Origin of the sequence: Desulfovibrio sp., assembly GCF_041907885.1 — a bacterium.
Lineage (GTDB): Bacteria > Desulfobacterota > Desulfovibrionia > Desulfovibrionales > Desulfovibrionaceae > Desulfovibrio.
Genome location: NZ_JAYRGM010000031.1, coordinates 1 through 15001, shown reverse-complemented (window position 1 = coordinate 15001; position 15001 = coordinate 1). Strand labels below are relative to the sequence as shown.

General features: G+C 56.6%; 13 protein-coding genes, 1 tRNA gene, 1 pseudogene and 1 riboswitch. Of the genes and pseudogenes, 6 read left to right on the top strand and 9 right to left on the bottom strand.

Features of this window, described 5'->3' with window-relative positions; genetic code table 11:
* The 6 genes from ACE3NW_RS11570 to ACE3NW_RS11545 all read right to left on the bottom strand — a co-directional run.
* Positions 1-589 (bottom strand): inovirus-type Gp2 protein (locus ACE3NW_RS11570; protein WP_374283552.1); only part of this gene is annotated, 589 nt, incomplete at its 3' end.
* A 776-nt stretch (positions 590-1365) separates the two neighbouring features.
* Positions 1366-3975: an AAA family ATPase gene (locus ACE3NW_RS11565; RefSeq protein WP_374283550.1), complete on the bottom strand. Its 2610-nt coding sequence runs from the start codon at positions 3973-3975 to the stop codon at positions 1366-1368.
* A gap of 49 nt (positions 3976-4024) precedes the next feature.
* Positions 4025-4213 (bottom strand): hypothetical protein, encoded by a 189-nt coding sequence (locus tag ACE3NW_RS11560; protein WP_374283548.1) that lies wholly within the window; start codon positions 4211-4213, stop codon positions 4025-4027.
* A gap of 117 nt (positions 4214-4330) precedes the next feature.
* A complete protein-coding gene (locus tag ACE3NW_RS11555) occupies positions 4331-4585 on the bottom strand; it encodes a hypothetical protein (protein WP_374283546.1) in 255 nt (84 codons plus the stop codon).
* Positions 4586-4957: 372 nt separating this feature from the next.
* Positions 4958-5033, bottom strand: a tRNA-Ala gene (locus ACE3NW_RS11550).
* A gap of 103 nt (positions 5034-5136) precedes the next feature.
* On the bottom strand, positions 5137-6327 hold the full coding sequence (locus ACE3NW_RS11545; protein ID WP_374283544.1) for a pyridoxal phosphate-dependent aminotransferase: 1191 nt from the start codon (positions 6325-6327) through the stop codon (positions 5137-5139).
* 90 nt (positions 6328-6417) lie between these two features.
* Here ACE3NW_RS11545 and sfsA point away from each other — a divergent pair, with 90 nt between their 5' ends.
* On the top strand, positions 6418-7230 hold the full coding sequence (gene sfsA, locus ACE3NW_RS11540; protein WP_374283542.1) for a DNA/RNA nuclease SfsA: 813 nt from the start codon (positions 6418-6420) through the stop codon (positions 7228-7230).
* 604 nt (positions 7231-7834) lie between these two features.
* On the opposite strand, the gene ACE3NW_RS11535 is transcribed toward sfsA, so the two are convergent.
* Together ACE3NW_RS11535 and ACE3NW_RS11530 are read right to left on the bottom strand one after the other, a co-directional pair.
* On the bottom strand, positions 7835-8344 hold the full coding sequence (locus tag ACE3NW_RS11535) for a methylated-DNA--[protein]-cysteine S-methyltransferase (protein WP_374283540.1): 510 nt from the start codon (positions 8342-8344) through the stop codon (positions 7835-7837).
* 2 nt (positions 8345-8346) lie between these two features.
* Complete coding sequence (locus tag ACE3NW_RS11530) at positions 8347-9528, bottom strand: MFS transporter (RefSeq protein ID WP_374283538.1); 1182 nt, start codon at positions 9526-9528, stop codon at positions 8347-8349.
* Positions 9529-9666: 138 nt separating this feature from the next.
* On the opposite strand from ACE3NW_RS11530, the gene ACE3NW_RS11525 reads away from it, so the two are divergent.
* From ACE3NW_RS11525 to ACE3NW_RS11510, 4 genes are all read left to right on the top strand, one after another.
* The gene (locus ACE3NW_RS11525) at positions 9667-10695 is read left to right on the top strand and encodes an asparaginase (protein WP_374283536.1); all 1029 of its coding nucleotides are present in this window, start codon (positions 9667-9669) and stop codon (positions 10693-10695) included.
* Between the two features lie 101 nt (positions 10696-10796).
* Positions 10797-12077, top strand: coding sequence for a phenylacetate--CoA ligase family protein (locus ACE3NW_RS11520; protein WP_374283534.1), 1281 nt, complete (start codon positions 10797-10799; stop codon positions 12075-12077).
* Between the two features lie 3 nt (positions 12078-12080).
* Complete coding sequence (locus ACE3NW_RS11515) at positions 12081-12500, top strand: hypothetical protein (RefSeq protein ID WP_374283532.1); 420 nt, start codon at positions 12081-12083, stop codon at positions 12498-12500.
* A 159-nt stretch (positions 12501-12659) separates the two neighbouring features.
* Positions 12660-13235, top strand: coding sequence for a hypothetical protein (locus tag ACE3NW_RS11510; protein ID WP_374283530.1), 576 nt, complete (start codon positions 12660-12662; stop codon positions 13233-13235).
* A gap of 168 nt (positions 13236-13403) precedes the next feature.
* Here ACE3NW_RS11510 and ACE3NW_RS11505 read toward each other — a convergent pair whose 3' ends face one another.
* Positions 13404-14360 carry a sirohydrochlorin cobaltochelatase gene (locus tag ACE3NW_RS11505; protein ID WP_374283528.1) on the bottom strand — a complete coding sequence of 319 codons (957 nt, stop codon included), beginning with the start codon at positions 14358-14360 and terminating at the stop codon, positions 13404-13406.
* Between the two features lie 30 nt (positions 14361-14390).
* Positions 14391-14618, bottom strand: a riboswitch (cobalamin riboswitch).
* Positions 14619-14823: 205 nt separating this feature from the next.
* On the opposite strand from ACE3NW_RS11505, the pseudogene ACE3NW_RS11500 reads away from it, so the two are divergent.
* Positions 14824-15001, top strand: a pseudogene (locus ACE3NW_RS11500) (30S ribosomal protein S1); the annotation flags it as partial.

Genomic DNA, 15001 nt, shown 5'->3' with positions numbered 1-15001 from the left:
TATTCGCCAAACGTGTCATGCCGAAATCACGAACACCATCGTTGTAGATCCCCTTGGTGTGGTCTTTAGCCAAGTACATGGCCTGCCGGACAACGGTATCAATCTTGTCTTCGTAGTTGGGGTCATCGCTGCGCAGGATGATGCCATTAGCTTGCCTGTTGCCCTCAGGGGATTGATTGCAATAGTGGATCAATCCGTGAGGATCCACATTGAGTATTCTGCCCCACATTTTTTCTGCTGCTTCAATGTAGGGATAGTACCTACGAGTTTTGTTACCATCGAGCAAAAGCATGCAGTGATAGTGTTGGTTGTTGCTTCTAAGAGATTGCTCTCTCACCCAGAAATACGCTGGGGATACTCCTTTACGTGAACACTGTTGAATCAACAACTTCATGAGAGCTGATATGTCGCTATTGTCTTCGATAGCCTTAAACATTTTGGGGTAGGTTACATCAAACCGAATAACCATTGTTTTGCTATGTAACGTTGCGTACTCCGTAAGGAGTGTTGCTAGATTGTCACGTATAGTTGGTCTATGCAGGCTATGGTCATCATCGTGCATCATAGGTCTAAAGTTTATGTTGTTCATTTGAATCTCCTGTCTGTGTTTCTTCTTGCTTACTGTTTTGTGTTCACATATCTATATCGTTCTCATGTTTGTATTTCTAGCTATGCCACTTGTTGTGGCATAGCTGTAATACTTATAGCTATAATATTTCTATATTCTTATGCTTCTATATTCTTATAGAAGTACTACAATCATACCTTCGTTGTTATTACAGAGAATCAAGTCGTTTAAGTTAAATGCCTCAAGCCAACCAAGCTAAATCTGACATGTGAGTTTGAGGGAATTAGCTTCTGCATATCATTGGGTGCGGAGTAATGAGATTGGATGACCCCATGAGTTCGATGGCGGTAGATGCTGTTTCATCGGTGTAGTTGTTATTGCAGGCATGCCGAAGACCAGCGAAGCTGCCCCCGCAGGTACTGCCCCTCTGACAATGGGCCTTTGGTTCAAACGAACGATGAAAAGGGCCTTCCCCCCCCCCCTCTAAGGGGACAGGGGCATTTGGCATCAACGACTGCCGAGGCTATGCTTGAAGAATGACGATTTTTTACCCGGCCATAGGAAATAAATGCTAGCTTAACATGCTGAAATTGTTGATTGTTAGTAATTTTGATAACCCTCGCGGGGGATAAACGTGTGATAAAACGAGGGTTATGCGAGGGGTTTTCGAGGGTTATGGCAGCCCCAACGAGGGGTTATGCGAGGGGCCGCGAGGCATACAAGGTAGATGCTACAGTCATGAAGTGGCATGGGGTTGGTCTCCCCATGCCACTTCATGAAGCACTGTCACAATGGGATTAGTGCGCTGTGCGTTCCGCATAACAGGTGGAAAGCTTGTAGCCTGCTGTTGGCCCTTTACCGAAGGCTTCAATAAGGCCAACAGCTTCAAGCCTTTTCAAAATGGACCTGGCCTTTGTCTCCTGGCACTGCAAAAGAGTGCCGATGGCACCGGTCTGAGCCGTTTTACGCTCCGTAATATATGCGTACACCTTTTGTTCATCCTGAGACAGATTAAGACCAGCCAGACCATCCTCTTCGCGGTCAGGCCCCGCGGATGTCGCAGGCGTGAGATCGGTACCCTTCACAGCGGCAGGGGAATAAGCAACCTCATGCCCGTCTGCCCCGGTTACACCCAGAAAACGACATTGGGATGCACCCAGCGGCAAATGAAGCCAGAATGTCTTTTTCTGCAGCACGCAGGCCGCCTTGCAGACTTTAAAGCAGACCCCAAGCGTCAGGCCATCACACGCTGCTGCCTGCAGCACGGCCTCAGTGCCGAGTCTTTTTTCAAGGATTTCCGTAGCCCGGATCAGAACAACTTCCGTATGAGCGCGGATGGAAAACTCCTGACTGCCGCGCGCCTTGGCTGATCCCGTGCCTGCATTGGCATCATCCTGGGTATGATGTACCAAAATAGTGCAAATGCCGTGCTGCTGTTGAAGTTTTTCAACCCATTGAAAAAATCCGCTGACCACACTGCTTTGGTAGACCCTGCCTTCATCCATCAGCGAAGTGAGGTTGTCCAGCAAAAGGTAACGGCAGCCACGCTCAAGCAAGGTGTTTTCCAGCTTGTCACGGAATACATGGTCAGTGAGAGAAAAGGCGTAGTCCGGGACTGCATGATCAAACTTCGAGAGCAGGAACAAACGCTGTCCCACTTCCCCAGCAAGACCAAACTGATTCAGGCGTTCCGCAAGAAGGGCTTGTGGCGTTTCGCTGTCCACATACACAATTTTGCCTGTCTTATCAGAACGGAAAAGGCCAAACAGTTTTTCCCCTGTGATAAGCGCCTTGGCTGCAGCAAAGCAAAACATGCTTTTTCCTGCATCTTTCAAACCGTGCAGTAGAACAATACCACCCGGTGAAAAAACCTGCGAAGTGTCAACGTCCGTGATGTGGGCAGATTGCTGTGCGGCAGAGCCGGATTGGGGCTGAAATAATACAAGATTATTAGCAGAAGTAGTCATTCCGCTGGAATCCTGCTCTGTAGTTTTGAAGAGGCCCAATCGGTGGCCCCATGCCTTGAACTCGGCATACGGAACAGAACGCTCCGTGATGTATTTGACCAGCAACGAAGGCCGCTCCCAGTCCTCAAGAACAATAGAAGCGTCCAACAGTTGTGATTCCAGCTCACTGATGCCCGCCACTTCTTCGGATGACGTGCAATGGGGGGCTGAGTGAAGCAAAAAACCTTTATATACCTTGAAACTCAGTGCGTTGACCTGAGCGGCCATATTCTCGTACAGCTTGACCATAGCCAAATCGTACTTGGTCGGGGCAGGTACGAATACCACATGACGCCCATGCAGGTAATTTGAGGGCAAAACGGAAAGATCACTGCCCAGGTGGGCCGTGACGATGATTCCCGTTGGTTCACCTTCGCTTTTTTTCTGCATCATGCGTCTGAAAGCCAGGGCGGTGCGCATGTCCTGACAGAGCACGAGGGTGGCGTAAGGCTGCGTGTCCATAAGGTGCTGATCAAGCCAATGGGCTGTGGCCTTGAATTTGCCCACGCAGAGAACATTCCGCCCAACGGTGGCGGGCAGGCAGAAGTCCTTGCCGTTCAAACGGTAGCGTAGAATGGCACCGATTATCTGCCCGGCATGCCCGTAGCTATACACCTTCTCTACCAGATCGGCACAGGCACCTCCTGCTGGAAGACTCCGCAGATGGAGGTGCGTAGGCACCTCGTCAACCGGGCACAAACCTGTATGAAGCTCTGCAGCATGTTTTGTGCTGGAAAGCTGATAGAGATTGTCAAAATTCATATTGAGGAAACTCGCAAGGGTCGCCAGAGAATCCATTCTGGACAGGTTCAAAACGCTGCCCACCAAAGCAGTCCATGACGATCCCTTGATTTTGCCATGGTTCAGATGCCAGTGCAGCGCACCATCATTTCCAACGGAACCAGAAACCAATAAGCCATGTTCTTTTATGCCCATGAGTGTCTGAAGATGGCTATTTCTGCCAGCGCGAAACTGATGGGAGGCTTCCTGTTCGATAAGAGACTCAAAAACATTCTCAAGGGTCAGCATGTTTTCAAGCCCGTGGATATCGGTAGCATTCGCTGTGCCAAGTGCGGCTAGAAAGGCAGGAGAAAAATCTATTTTTCCAGCCAGTTTCAGGCAGCCCTTGGGCACCGATGGCTTCTGCACATAGGACCACGTTGTGGCAAGGCGCTGCAATGTGGCAGACGTGTGAACTTTGTGAGAAGGTGGGGTACGATAGTCGCTAGGAGGCAACTTCTGCTTCTTGTAACGGGCAGAAGGTGCATATTGGGCAACAGTGTCAATGGTCATGCTGGAAACGGCGTCTGCCACATCAGCATCCACAAACAACGGGCTAGATTCTGAGACGGGCTTGCCCGAGCTCACAGCCTTGTGCAATAATTTTTTGTAATCGAACATATATCCTCCATAGACGGATGGGCAGGAACACCTGCCCATCCGTCTATGATTAGGAGTTCTTGGGATGAATGTTTACGGTCAGTACGGGCTTCCAGTCCAACTGCAACTCAAGGCGAGAAACCTTGTTCAGATCTTCTGCGGGAAGCTGCAACATGGCGTGGATTTCCTGTTGGATGGCCGTGACTGCTGCAAAAGTATCCTTGGACATGATTGTTCCGTTCTGATTTTCTGTTTCCATTTGATTGGCTCCCTGCATTGTTTTTGGGGTTTCACAAGACATATCAACCTCAAGTGGTAGCACGCTTTTTCAAGACGTGGTTAAAAATTAGCTCGTCGGCAAAAGGCCGATCAGGAATCACCTTGCCTTCTTGATCTGCGAACGATACCATTTCAGGAAAGAGTTTTTTTCGTAGGTCGCGTGCTTGTTGACCAGGAAGTAGGGCGGACCATCCTTACCGAGGTTGGCAAGGGTGCCGACGGTCAGCGAGCCGCCGACATACTTGGGGATTTCCCGGCGAGCGAATACAGCGGGCATTGAAGTTTCGAGGCCCGTGATTGCTGCTTCGATAAGGATGTCGTCCAGGTTATGGTCATCAGGGTGGGCGTCCATACATCTCTCCTCAAATTCGTTCTACGATCACAGATTGAGGAAAAATGAGTTGCTTTCCTAGTGACAGAATGGGGCAACTTTTACGCTAACTAGCGTTATTTGTTGAATTTACCCTTGAGTTTTTTATGAGGGGGGGGGGCTGTGGGCATGTCTGGAGGAATCGCTGTGGGATGGCGTGATGCGGAGGGGGATTTTTGAATCCTTGAGGCGCAGATTTCTGCAGAGGTATTGAGACGGGGAAAAAGAGCTATGTTCCCAATCAATCAGAGATGGTCACGTTGCTTCACTGAAAAATATGGCACAGAGATGGCACAAAAACGCATGGCAATAGAAAAAGGGCTTACGATTTTCATCGTAAGCCCTTTAAATATCTGGTGGAGCTGAAGAGAATTGAACTCTTGACCTCTTGAATGCCATTCAAGCGCTCTCCCAACTGAGCTACAGCCCCACGGCGAAAAGCAGAATGACGAAAACTGGCCTAACTGTCAATACATTTATGCAATTTTTTTTCAGCGGCTGTTTTCGCGGTTTTCCAGTCCCTGTTAAACCGCCTACTTCGGCTCTGCCGCCAGCCTGGCCAGTTCTGCGCCAATGCTTTCCAGCGCGCCCATAAGCACATCGTCGCCCACGGCATATGAGAAGCGGATACACTTGTCGTCGCCAAAGGCCGCGCCCGGCACAACGGCCACGTGGGCCTTGTCGAGCAGCAGGGTACCCAGGTCGGTAGAGTTGCTCACGCTGCCGCCATAGCACTTCGAAACGTCCAAAAAGAGGTAGAACGCGCCGTCGGGCTTGGGGCAGATGGCAAAGGGCCAGCCTTCAATCACCTTCATGGCCATGTCGCGCCGCCGCACAAAGGCCTCGCGCATCTTGTCCACGCACTCCATGCTGCCGGTCAGGGCGGCAAGGCCCGCCTTTTGCGCGATGGAGCAGATGTTGGATGTGCTGTGGCCCTGCATGGCCGAAATCTTTTTGATCAGCAGGGGGTGCGCGGCCAAAAAGCCCACGCGCCAGCCTGTCATGGCGTAGCTTTTGGAAAGACCGTTGAGCACGGCCACCTGTTCGGGATATTTGGCAAACCAGCCGATGGCGCTGGTCATCTTGGCAGGGGCGAAAACAAGCTGGTCGTAAATTTCGTCAGAGAGCACAAACAGCCCGCGCGCGATGGCCCAATCCATAATGGCCGTAAACTCGGCCTCGGTGTAGACCGCGCCGGTGGGGTTGCTGGGCGAATTGAGAATGAGCAGCTTTGTTTTGTCGGTGGTGTGCGCCTCAAGCATGGCGGGCGTAACCTTAAAACCCTGCTCCGGCCCGGCCAGCACAGGCACGGGTTCCGCGCCGGTCAACATCACCATGTCGGGATAGCTGAGCCAGTAGGGGGCGGGCACAAGAACCTCGTCGCCGGGGTTGAGCATGGCCTGCATGAAATTATAAAGGCAGTGCTTGCCACCCGCGCCGATAACAATGGATTCCATGGGAACCGGCACGCCGTAATTTCTTTCAAAATACGCGCCCGCAGCCTTGCGCAGTTCGGGAATTCCCGGCACGGCGGTGTAGCGGCAAAAATTGTCGTCAATGGCCGCCTTGGCCGCCTCGCAAACATGCTTGGGCGTGGGAAAATCCGGCTCGCCAACGGCAAGGCTGGTGACAGAAATACCCTGAGCCTTGAGCTCAAGGGCGCGGCTGTTGACACTAAGGGTCAGAGAAGGTTTGATACTGCTCAGACGGTCTGAAATCTGCATGAGGGGGCTCCTTGGCGTATGCAACGCACCCGCAATCGGCAGGCGTACTCATAAACTGGCTGTATTTAGCAGCTTCACATCGGGGTGTAAATGAGCTCTGAAAGCAAACATGCGGGCATGAACCAGCCCGCCGCCAGCACGGCTGCGCCCCTGTTGCCCCTGCCGCTCCACTGCATCGTGGCGGCCTTTGTGCAGCGCCGCAAACGGTTTAGCGTGCTTTTGCAGCACGAAGGGGCCGATCTGTGGGTACACAGCAACAATTCGGGCAGCATGCTTGGCCTGTGCCTGCCGGGCGCGCCGGTGCTGGCATCCCCGGCCAGCAACCCCGCCCGCAAGCTCAAATACACACAGGAATGCGTGTGGCTGGCGCACAGGGCCGTGCCGCAATTACCGCAAGGCACACACAGCGCACCTGATGGATTTTGGGTCGGCGTAAACACCAGCACGCCCAACCGCATGCTTGAGGCGGCCTTTCACGCCCATCGCCTGCCCTTTGCCCAGGGCTACACCACCCTTGTGCGCGAGGCCAAGCGCGGCCAGAGCAGGCTCGACGGCCTGCTCACCGGCCCCGGCCTGCCGCCCCTGTGGGTGGAATGCAAAAACGTCACCATGGTTGAGGACGACGCGGCCTGCTTTCCTGATGCGGCCAGCGAACGCGGGCAAAAGCATCTGCGTGAACTTATGGATATTGTGGCCTGCGGCGAGCGGGCGGCCATGTTCTACCTTGTGCAGCGGCCAGACGGCGCGTGCTTTGCCCCGGCGGATTTTATTGATCCGGCTTACGCCGCCCTTTTTTACCAAGCCCTGCACGCCGGGGTTGAGATGTATCCCTTCCGCGCCATGGTCAGCCCTGCGGGCATTGATCTGGGGCCGCTGCTGCCAGTGCGCCCCCTGCGGGCTTAAGGCCGGGCGCAGACAAGAACGGCTGCCCGGCAGCCCCAACCTCCCCACCCACTCACCGCATTAGTAACAGTTTGACCACATAATTAAATTTGTAATTACAGCATGATAACATAATTACGCACAATTTTTAGTCCGATTTTTCGGGCGCGCTTTCAGCAGGCAGCAGCATGGTAGAGCCCCATCCACCATATGGCTGCTTTTTTTGCGCCCGCACATCCGTATAGTGCTCACAAACCGGCGCAAAGATGGAGTAGAGATGCAAAACCCCTTATTTGTTCAAAACAAAGTTAAAAATTACAGATAATTACCAGAGTTACGCACAGTTTCTACGCATCGAATCATGCCTTACGCACACTACCTACAATCCGCTTCGCACAAGGCAACACACCGGCGGCCCATGACGGGCAGCAAGATTGCGCACATTTGCGTGCTTAAATATTATATTTAATTTCAGCAAGTTAAAAACTTTATGCACATTGGTAGCAGCCATTCGCGCACACAGGGCAACTCAAGGAACGGCGAAACAGCGACCATAAAAAAGGCCACCCCCAAACTGGGAGCGGCCCGAAAAGCGGCACGGTGGCTGCCCGGCAAAAATCTGTGGTTACAGGCAGCCTTCTCTCTGTAGCAGGGCTATCTTGATATCCACACCGCCGCCGTAGCCCACCATCTTGCCATCCGCACCGATAACGCGGTGGCAGGGAATGAACACGGCAATGGGATTACGGTTGTTGGCCATGCCCACGGCGCGGAATCCCCTGGGGCTGCCCACGGCCTCGGCAATCTGCCTGTAGCTGCGGGTCTGGCCGTAGGGAATGTGCAGCAGGGCATCCCACACCTTGCGCTGAAAGACCGTGCCCACCGGGGCAAGAGGCAGATCAAATTCCTTGCGCACTCCAGCCAGATACCCGCTCAATTGGTCAAAAGCCAGCAACAGCAGGGGGGTTTCCTGCTCCACGGCATTTACCAGCGGCTCAAAGGGAGCCTTGCCCCCCAGGTCAAGCTGCACAATATGCTGCCCGCGCTCAATGATACGCACGGTTCCGATGGGCGAAAGCTGGCGCGTCAGGGCAAACCCGGCATGAGGGGGTTCTGCTTTTTGCTTGCTGTTCATGCTTACTTTCCTTTTTTAACGGTCACGGGCTTGAGCAGATAGGCAAAAACAGCACCCACAATAGAGAGCGCCGCCAGCGACTGGAATGTGGCGGCCATGCCGTAATGGTCGGCAATCCAGCCGAGCAGCGGGGCCACCACGCCGCCAAGGCTTGTGGCAAGGCCAAGGGTGATGCCCGATGCAAAGCCGATATTCTTGGCAAGATACTGCTGCCCAAGCACCACCTGGGCGCTGAAGGGCGCGTACAGCACAAAGCCAAGCAGGGGCAGCAGGGCCCAGGCAGCGTAGAGGTTGCTGCTCAGGCTAAAGCCCGCCACCACCGGCGGCATAAGCGCAAATACCACGCGGATAACAGCACGGTAGCCAAATTTGTCGGCCAGCATGCCGCCAAAAAAATTGCTGATAACACCGCACACGCAAAAGAATGTCAGCGCCATGGCGCCCGTGGCCGTGGATTGCCCAAAGGCGCTCACCCAGTAGAGGGGAATAAAGGTATTGAAGCCCACAAAGGTGATGGAACGGGTGACAATGGAAACCGTGAGCTTTAAAAATTCGCGCCAGTTGTTTTCACCGGGGGTTTCACCTTCTGCGCCCGTGGCCGGGGCAGTCTTGCCGCCAGCGGCAGCCGTTTTTTTGGTGGCCCCCATGCGGGCGATGGACCACACCAGCGTTCCAGCCGTCAGCACGGCCAGCACGGCAAAAATGGTTGTTCCCGGCAGGCCAAAGGCCCCAAGGCAGGCGGTTGCCAGCAGCGGCCCCAGCACAAAGCCCCCGTTGCCGCCAATGGAGAACAGGCTCATGCCCGTTCCCTTGTTCTGCCCCGAAACCGCGTTGGCAAAACGTGCGCCCTCTGGGTGAAACAGGGCCGCGCCCACGCCGCTGAGGCCAATGGCCGCAAAAATGCCCCAGTAGCCGGGCATCCAGCCAATGGCAGCCAGCCCGCAGCCCGCCAGCAAAACGCCCAAAGGAATAAACCAGGGCTTGGAAAAGCGGTCGGAAAGCAGGCCAAAGAGAGGCTGGATCATGGACGAGAGGCAGGCATAGGCAAACATGAGCCCGCCGGTTGCCTGATAGCTAAGGTCGTATGCCGCCCGCAAAAACGGCAGTATGGCGGGCAGCGCGCCGCCGTTGATATCGCACGACAAATGCCCCAACGACACGAGTAATATTTTCTTTTTGTCCATTGCGGCACGCTACACCAATGTTTTTTCAAATCCAAGCCGCGCGCGCCTGTTCACAAGCGTGACGCTTCATTTTTGCGCCGCCTTGCGCTACGTTGCGCACATCGCCGCAAACTGCGGGCACTTTTTTCAGGAATGACCATGACGACACACACTTCTCCTTCCCTGCCCAAGGTGGCCCTTATCGCCACTGGCGGAACCATTGCGGGCGTTGCCCCCACGCCGCTTGAACAGATCAGCTATCAGGCGGGCGTACTCACCGTTGACCGCATGCTCGAAAATCTGCCCGGTATCGAGGGCGTGGCCCGCATCACCAGCGTGCAGTGCGGCAATCTGCCCAGCGAAAACATCACCCCGGAGCACTGGGCCACGCTGGGTGCGCAGTGCGAAAAAACGCTGCAAGACCCCGACACCTGCGGCCTTGTGCTCACCCACGGCACGGATACGCTGGAAGAATCCTCCTTCTATCTGCATCTCACCATTTCCAGCCCAAAGCCTGTGGTGCTTACCGGCTCCATGCGCCCGGCCACCTCGCTGAGTGCCGACGGCCCCATCAACATCCGCGATGCCGTGGCCGTGGCAGCCTGCCCGCAGGCACGCGCACGAGGTGCGCTGCTGGTCATGAACAGCCGCGTGCTCTCGGCCCGCACGGCGGTAAAGGTTGCCACACTCGATGTGGAGGCCTTCCGCGCGCTGGAATCGGGCTGCCTCGGCAGGGTTATCAACGGCGAGCCGCAGTTCTATTACGGCGGCGAAGAGAATCCCGTGCTGGCAGGAACATTTGCCGGGCTGGCCGGTTGCAGCAATCTGCCGCGCGTGGATGTAATCTACGGCTGCGCGGGCATGCCCGTTGATCTTGTGCGCTATTCCATGGAGCGCAGCGCGGGCATAGTGCTGGCTGGCATGGGCAACGGCTCCATGCCCGATGCCGTGCGCCACGAGCTGCGGCAGGCCATTGCCGGGGGCATACCCGTCATACGGTGCAGCCGCACGGGCTCTGGCCCCGTAACCCCCCTCGATGAATACGAGGGCTTTGTTCCTGGCGGCATGCTTTCGCCCGCCAAGGCCCGCGTGCTGCTCATGCTGGCGCTGGAACAACAGAAGAATGCCGAACCCGCCGCGCGCATGCTTGCGGTGCGAGATGTTTTTGCACTGGGCGGCAAACTGTAGGGCAGAGCGCCCTTTGGGCTTGCCTGCGGCGCAAAAAAACCGCAGTGTGGTTTTTATTTTTCTTTTCAAGCCCATGACCATAATGGAATCAGGAGAGCTTCATGTCGTACCGCTTTATTCCCCAGCTCACCGATGAGGATATCCGCAGCAAACAGCTTGAAGGCCTGCGCTACACTGTGCGCCAGGCCTGGAACGCCCCCCAGTACAGGGCAAAGCTTGAAGCCTGCGGCCTGAAGCCCGACGACATCACAAGCCTCGACGATCTGCGCCGTCTGCCCACAAGCGATGTGGAAGACCTGCGCGAGGGCTACCCTCTGCCCCTTTTGTGCGTACCCCCGCGCGATGTGGCGCGCATCCACGCCTCTAGCGGAACCACGGGCAAACGCAAAATTCTGGCCTACACCCAGCGCGATATCGACACCCTCGGCCTTCAGATTGCCCGCTGCTACGAGCTTGCGGGCTTTACCCCCGAAGACCGCATGCAGCTTGCCGTGGGCTACGGCCTGTGGACGGCTGGCGCGGGCTTTCAGGCGGGCAGCGAAAAGGTGGGCATGCTCACCGTGCCGGTGGGGCCGGGCAACCTTGAGATGCACTTGCAGCTTTTGCAGGATCTGGGGGCCACCGGCTTTACGGCCACGGCATCCATGGCCCTGCTGCTGGCCGAAGAAGTGGAACGCGCCGATCTGCGCAGCAAGATCAAACTGCGCCGCATGGTCTGTGGTTCAGAAACCCGCAGCGAAAAAATGCGCCTTGCCATCGAGAGCAAGCTGGGCCTTGAGGGCTGCTACGACATCGGCGGCATGACCGAAATGTACGGCCCCGGCACGGCCATCGACTGCGACGCCCACGAGGGCCTGCACTACTGGGCCGACCTGTTCATCATTGAAGTGCTCGACCCCGCCACCATGCAGCCCGTGGCCGAGGGCGAGGTGGGCGAAATGGTTGTCACCAGCCTGAGCAAGGAGGCCGTGCCCCTGCTGCGCTACCGCACCCACGATCTTTCGCGTCTGCTGCCGGGCAAATGTTCGTGCGGGCTCTGCATGCCGCGCCACGACCGCATCCTTGGCCGCTCGGACGACATGCTCATCTACCGTGGCGTCAATATCTACCCCGGCCAGCTTGTGGAAGTTATCGGCCAGTTCGCGGAACTTGGCGGCGAATATCAGGTGGAGCTCACCCGCGACGAACGCGCCCTCGACCACCTGGCCCTCACCGTGGAACGCGGCCAGGGGCAGACGGCGGGCAACGACGAATCTCTGGCCCGCGAGCTGGAAAACAGGCTGCACAAGGCCATCATGGCGCGCGTTTCTGTCAACGTGGCCGACTACGCCAGCCTGCCGCGCACATTCAGCAAGTCCAAGCGCGTCATCGACAAGCGCTGAGCCGTGGCAAAACAGATCAGCCATACGGGCGCGGGGCTTGTGCCCTGCGCCTTTTGCACATCTGCCATGACCGCAATTTGGGGAGTCATGCACCTGCTGGCCGTCTGTATTGTGGCGCAGTGCCTGCTGCCCGGTGCGGTTGCGGCCCGCGAAACTATTCAGCCAGACAGCCCCGCATGGTGCGCCCGGCATGTTCCGGCGGCACAGCCGCAGTGTCTGCGCATTGAAGGCGACTGCCGCGCCGCCCTGCCAGACATGCGCTCCGCTGGCGGTTGCCCCAGCAGAGAGCTTGAAGCCTGCGTGGCCCGCCAGAGCAACGGCGGATCATGGTGCGCCCTGCTCTGCTGCTTTGACCCCGACGACCCCGCCTGCCGGGCTGCGGCAAACGCCCTGCCCCAGATTTTCAGCCAGCCCGAACGCTGACTGGCCTTTCTTTCTCTGCGTTCTTGCGCGGTGCGGCCAGCACCGCCACCAAACGCACCTTGCACGCCCCCCCGCGTAGACCTTTACCCGCTTTTGACATACCCTTACAGCAAGATATCCCATTTCCTTATGTTCTGAATCGCCGACACAGGAGCCCGCATGCCCCTTGCCGCCACAGCCACATCCCTTCTTTTTCTGGCTGGCTACATCATGCTGGCCGGGGGAGCATTTACCCTGATAAAACCGGGGCTGGGCTTGCTTATTGTGCCTGTACCGCTGCTGGCCATTCCCCTGCATATGCTGTCGCGCCACTGGGGCGATGTAGTGGGCATGGAGCACTCGCGCTGGCAAATGCGCACCTTTGGCCTTTTTTTGCTGCTCTTTCTCGTGCTTGTGACAATCTTTTTCATTCTTGGCGCAAGCTTTACCGACGGCCCGGCCCTGGACAGGCTGGAGGCCATTGGCAATGCCTACAATTCGGGCAAGGTCGATCTGTACGCTTCGCTGGCGGGGCTGTGGGAGATCAAGGAACTGCAAGGCTATACGCTTGGCGCATCGGTGTGGACAGCACTGGCCCTGCTGTGGCCGCTCAAAAGGGCCATTCAGGGAATGATCGCGCTGCTTGTGGGCGCTGCCCCCAAGGCTTTGCGCCATTGGTGGCAATGGCTGGCCCTGCTGACAGCCATTGCGGCCCAGGGCGGTGCGCTGGCTGTGCTGCTGGCCCGGCAGGGCTAGGATAAACAGCCGCATCTTCTGCACGCAACGCCCCGCGCCGCAGCAATCAATCCCCCACAAAAAAACCGAAGCCGCACAAAAAGGGCCGCACAAAAAAAGCCGCGCAGGCCGGACGCGCTGTCCCGGCTTGCACGGCCCAAAGCCATAAAACCGTGCGGGCTGCGCCCGCTACTGTTTTTTGGGTTCCTTTGTCAGGTCATCGGCGCTTTCACATGCATGGCGTACCAGTATGGCACGCGCACCCGCGATTTCGCCCAGGCCCTTGATATTGGCCTCTACCTTGAATCCTGCGGCCTTGAGCTTTGAGGCCCACGAATCGTCTTCGTCACCGGCCATGTCGTTGCGGGCATGGTCGCCCGCCACCAGCATGAGCGGCTCGATGACCACTTTTTTCACCTTGGCAGCCTTGAGCTCGCCCAGCAGATCATCCACGCTGCGCGCGCCCTCCACCGTGGCCATGAACACGCGCTTGTCCGCATCGTGGAACAGGGCGCGTGTACCCTCAAAGGTCAGATCGGCGCGCCCGTGGCTCTGGCCGTGGCCCATGAGCACCAGGGCCGCATCCTTGCCGCGCAGGGATTTAACGTCATTTCTGATGGCCGTGATGAGCTCCTGAGCGTCATTTTTTGATTCCAGCATGGGGCGGCCAAGGTACACAGCCTCAAAGCGGCCCGGATTTTTTTGCAGATCGATGAGCACGGCACGCTCAAGAGCGCTGAATTCCTCGCCCGCCATGACGTGCAGCGACTGCACGCGCACAACCTTGACGCCAGAGCTGGCAAGCTGGGCCAGGCCATCGCTTATGCCACCCACGGGATGCCCCTCGGCGGCGATTTTTTTGCGGATGATCTGCGATGTATAGGCCCACACCACGGGCTGCCCGGCAAAGGCCGACTTGAATTCGGCATCCACGGCCTTCATGGAAACGAGGGCTTCGGGCACGCTGGTGCCAAAGGCCACCAGCAGCACGCCAGCCTTGCCCTGGGGCACGGCGGCAGGCGCTTTGGCCTCAGGCTCACCGGCAGTGGTCGCAACAGGTGTACCCAATACGGCGCAGAGCAACAAAATGGGCAACAGGGTGCGGGTGAAAAAATACAGAATGGAATGCGGCGCTTTACGCAGCATGGCAACCTCCTCAATGGCGCGTTGACAGGTTGAAGTGATTGAAATGCCGGAGGATATTCGGACTTGAGGGCAATGGGGGCCTGTGCCCCGCGCCTACGCTTCGCCTTCGCCGCTTGCACGACTGGCTGTTGCACTCCGCCCATGGCGGAGCGATGAAGCTTCGCTCCCTCTTACCGCAGCGCGACTGTTTCCGATTTGCACGGAATTCCCCGCCGACTTTTTTAAAACACTGCATGCGCCAGCAAAAGTCAAGCACCGCAAACCCTGTGACCCCCGGTTGGCAGGGGTTGGCAGCCCACCCCCCTCTCAGGCCGCACGCAAAGCCGGTTTTCTGCACTGTTCAAATGCCGTATTTTCGGCTTCCAAAGCCGTTTTGGCGCTTCTTTTTTCTTGTTCTTTTGATGAAATCCTGATAATAAGTCACCTCCCTGTTATGGGGAAATTATGTTTGGAGGCTGGACATATGGCAGGTTTTGAAACCGGGCACGACACCGAAATCAATTTCGAAAGTGCTCTTGAAAACTACCTCAATCCCGATTTCGGCGATCTTGAGGAAGGCTCTATCACGAAGGGCGAAATCGTCCGCGTGGATGACGACAATGTGCTTGTAGACGTGAATTTCAAGTCCGAAGGGCAGATTC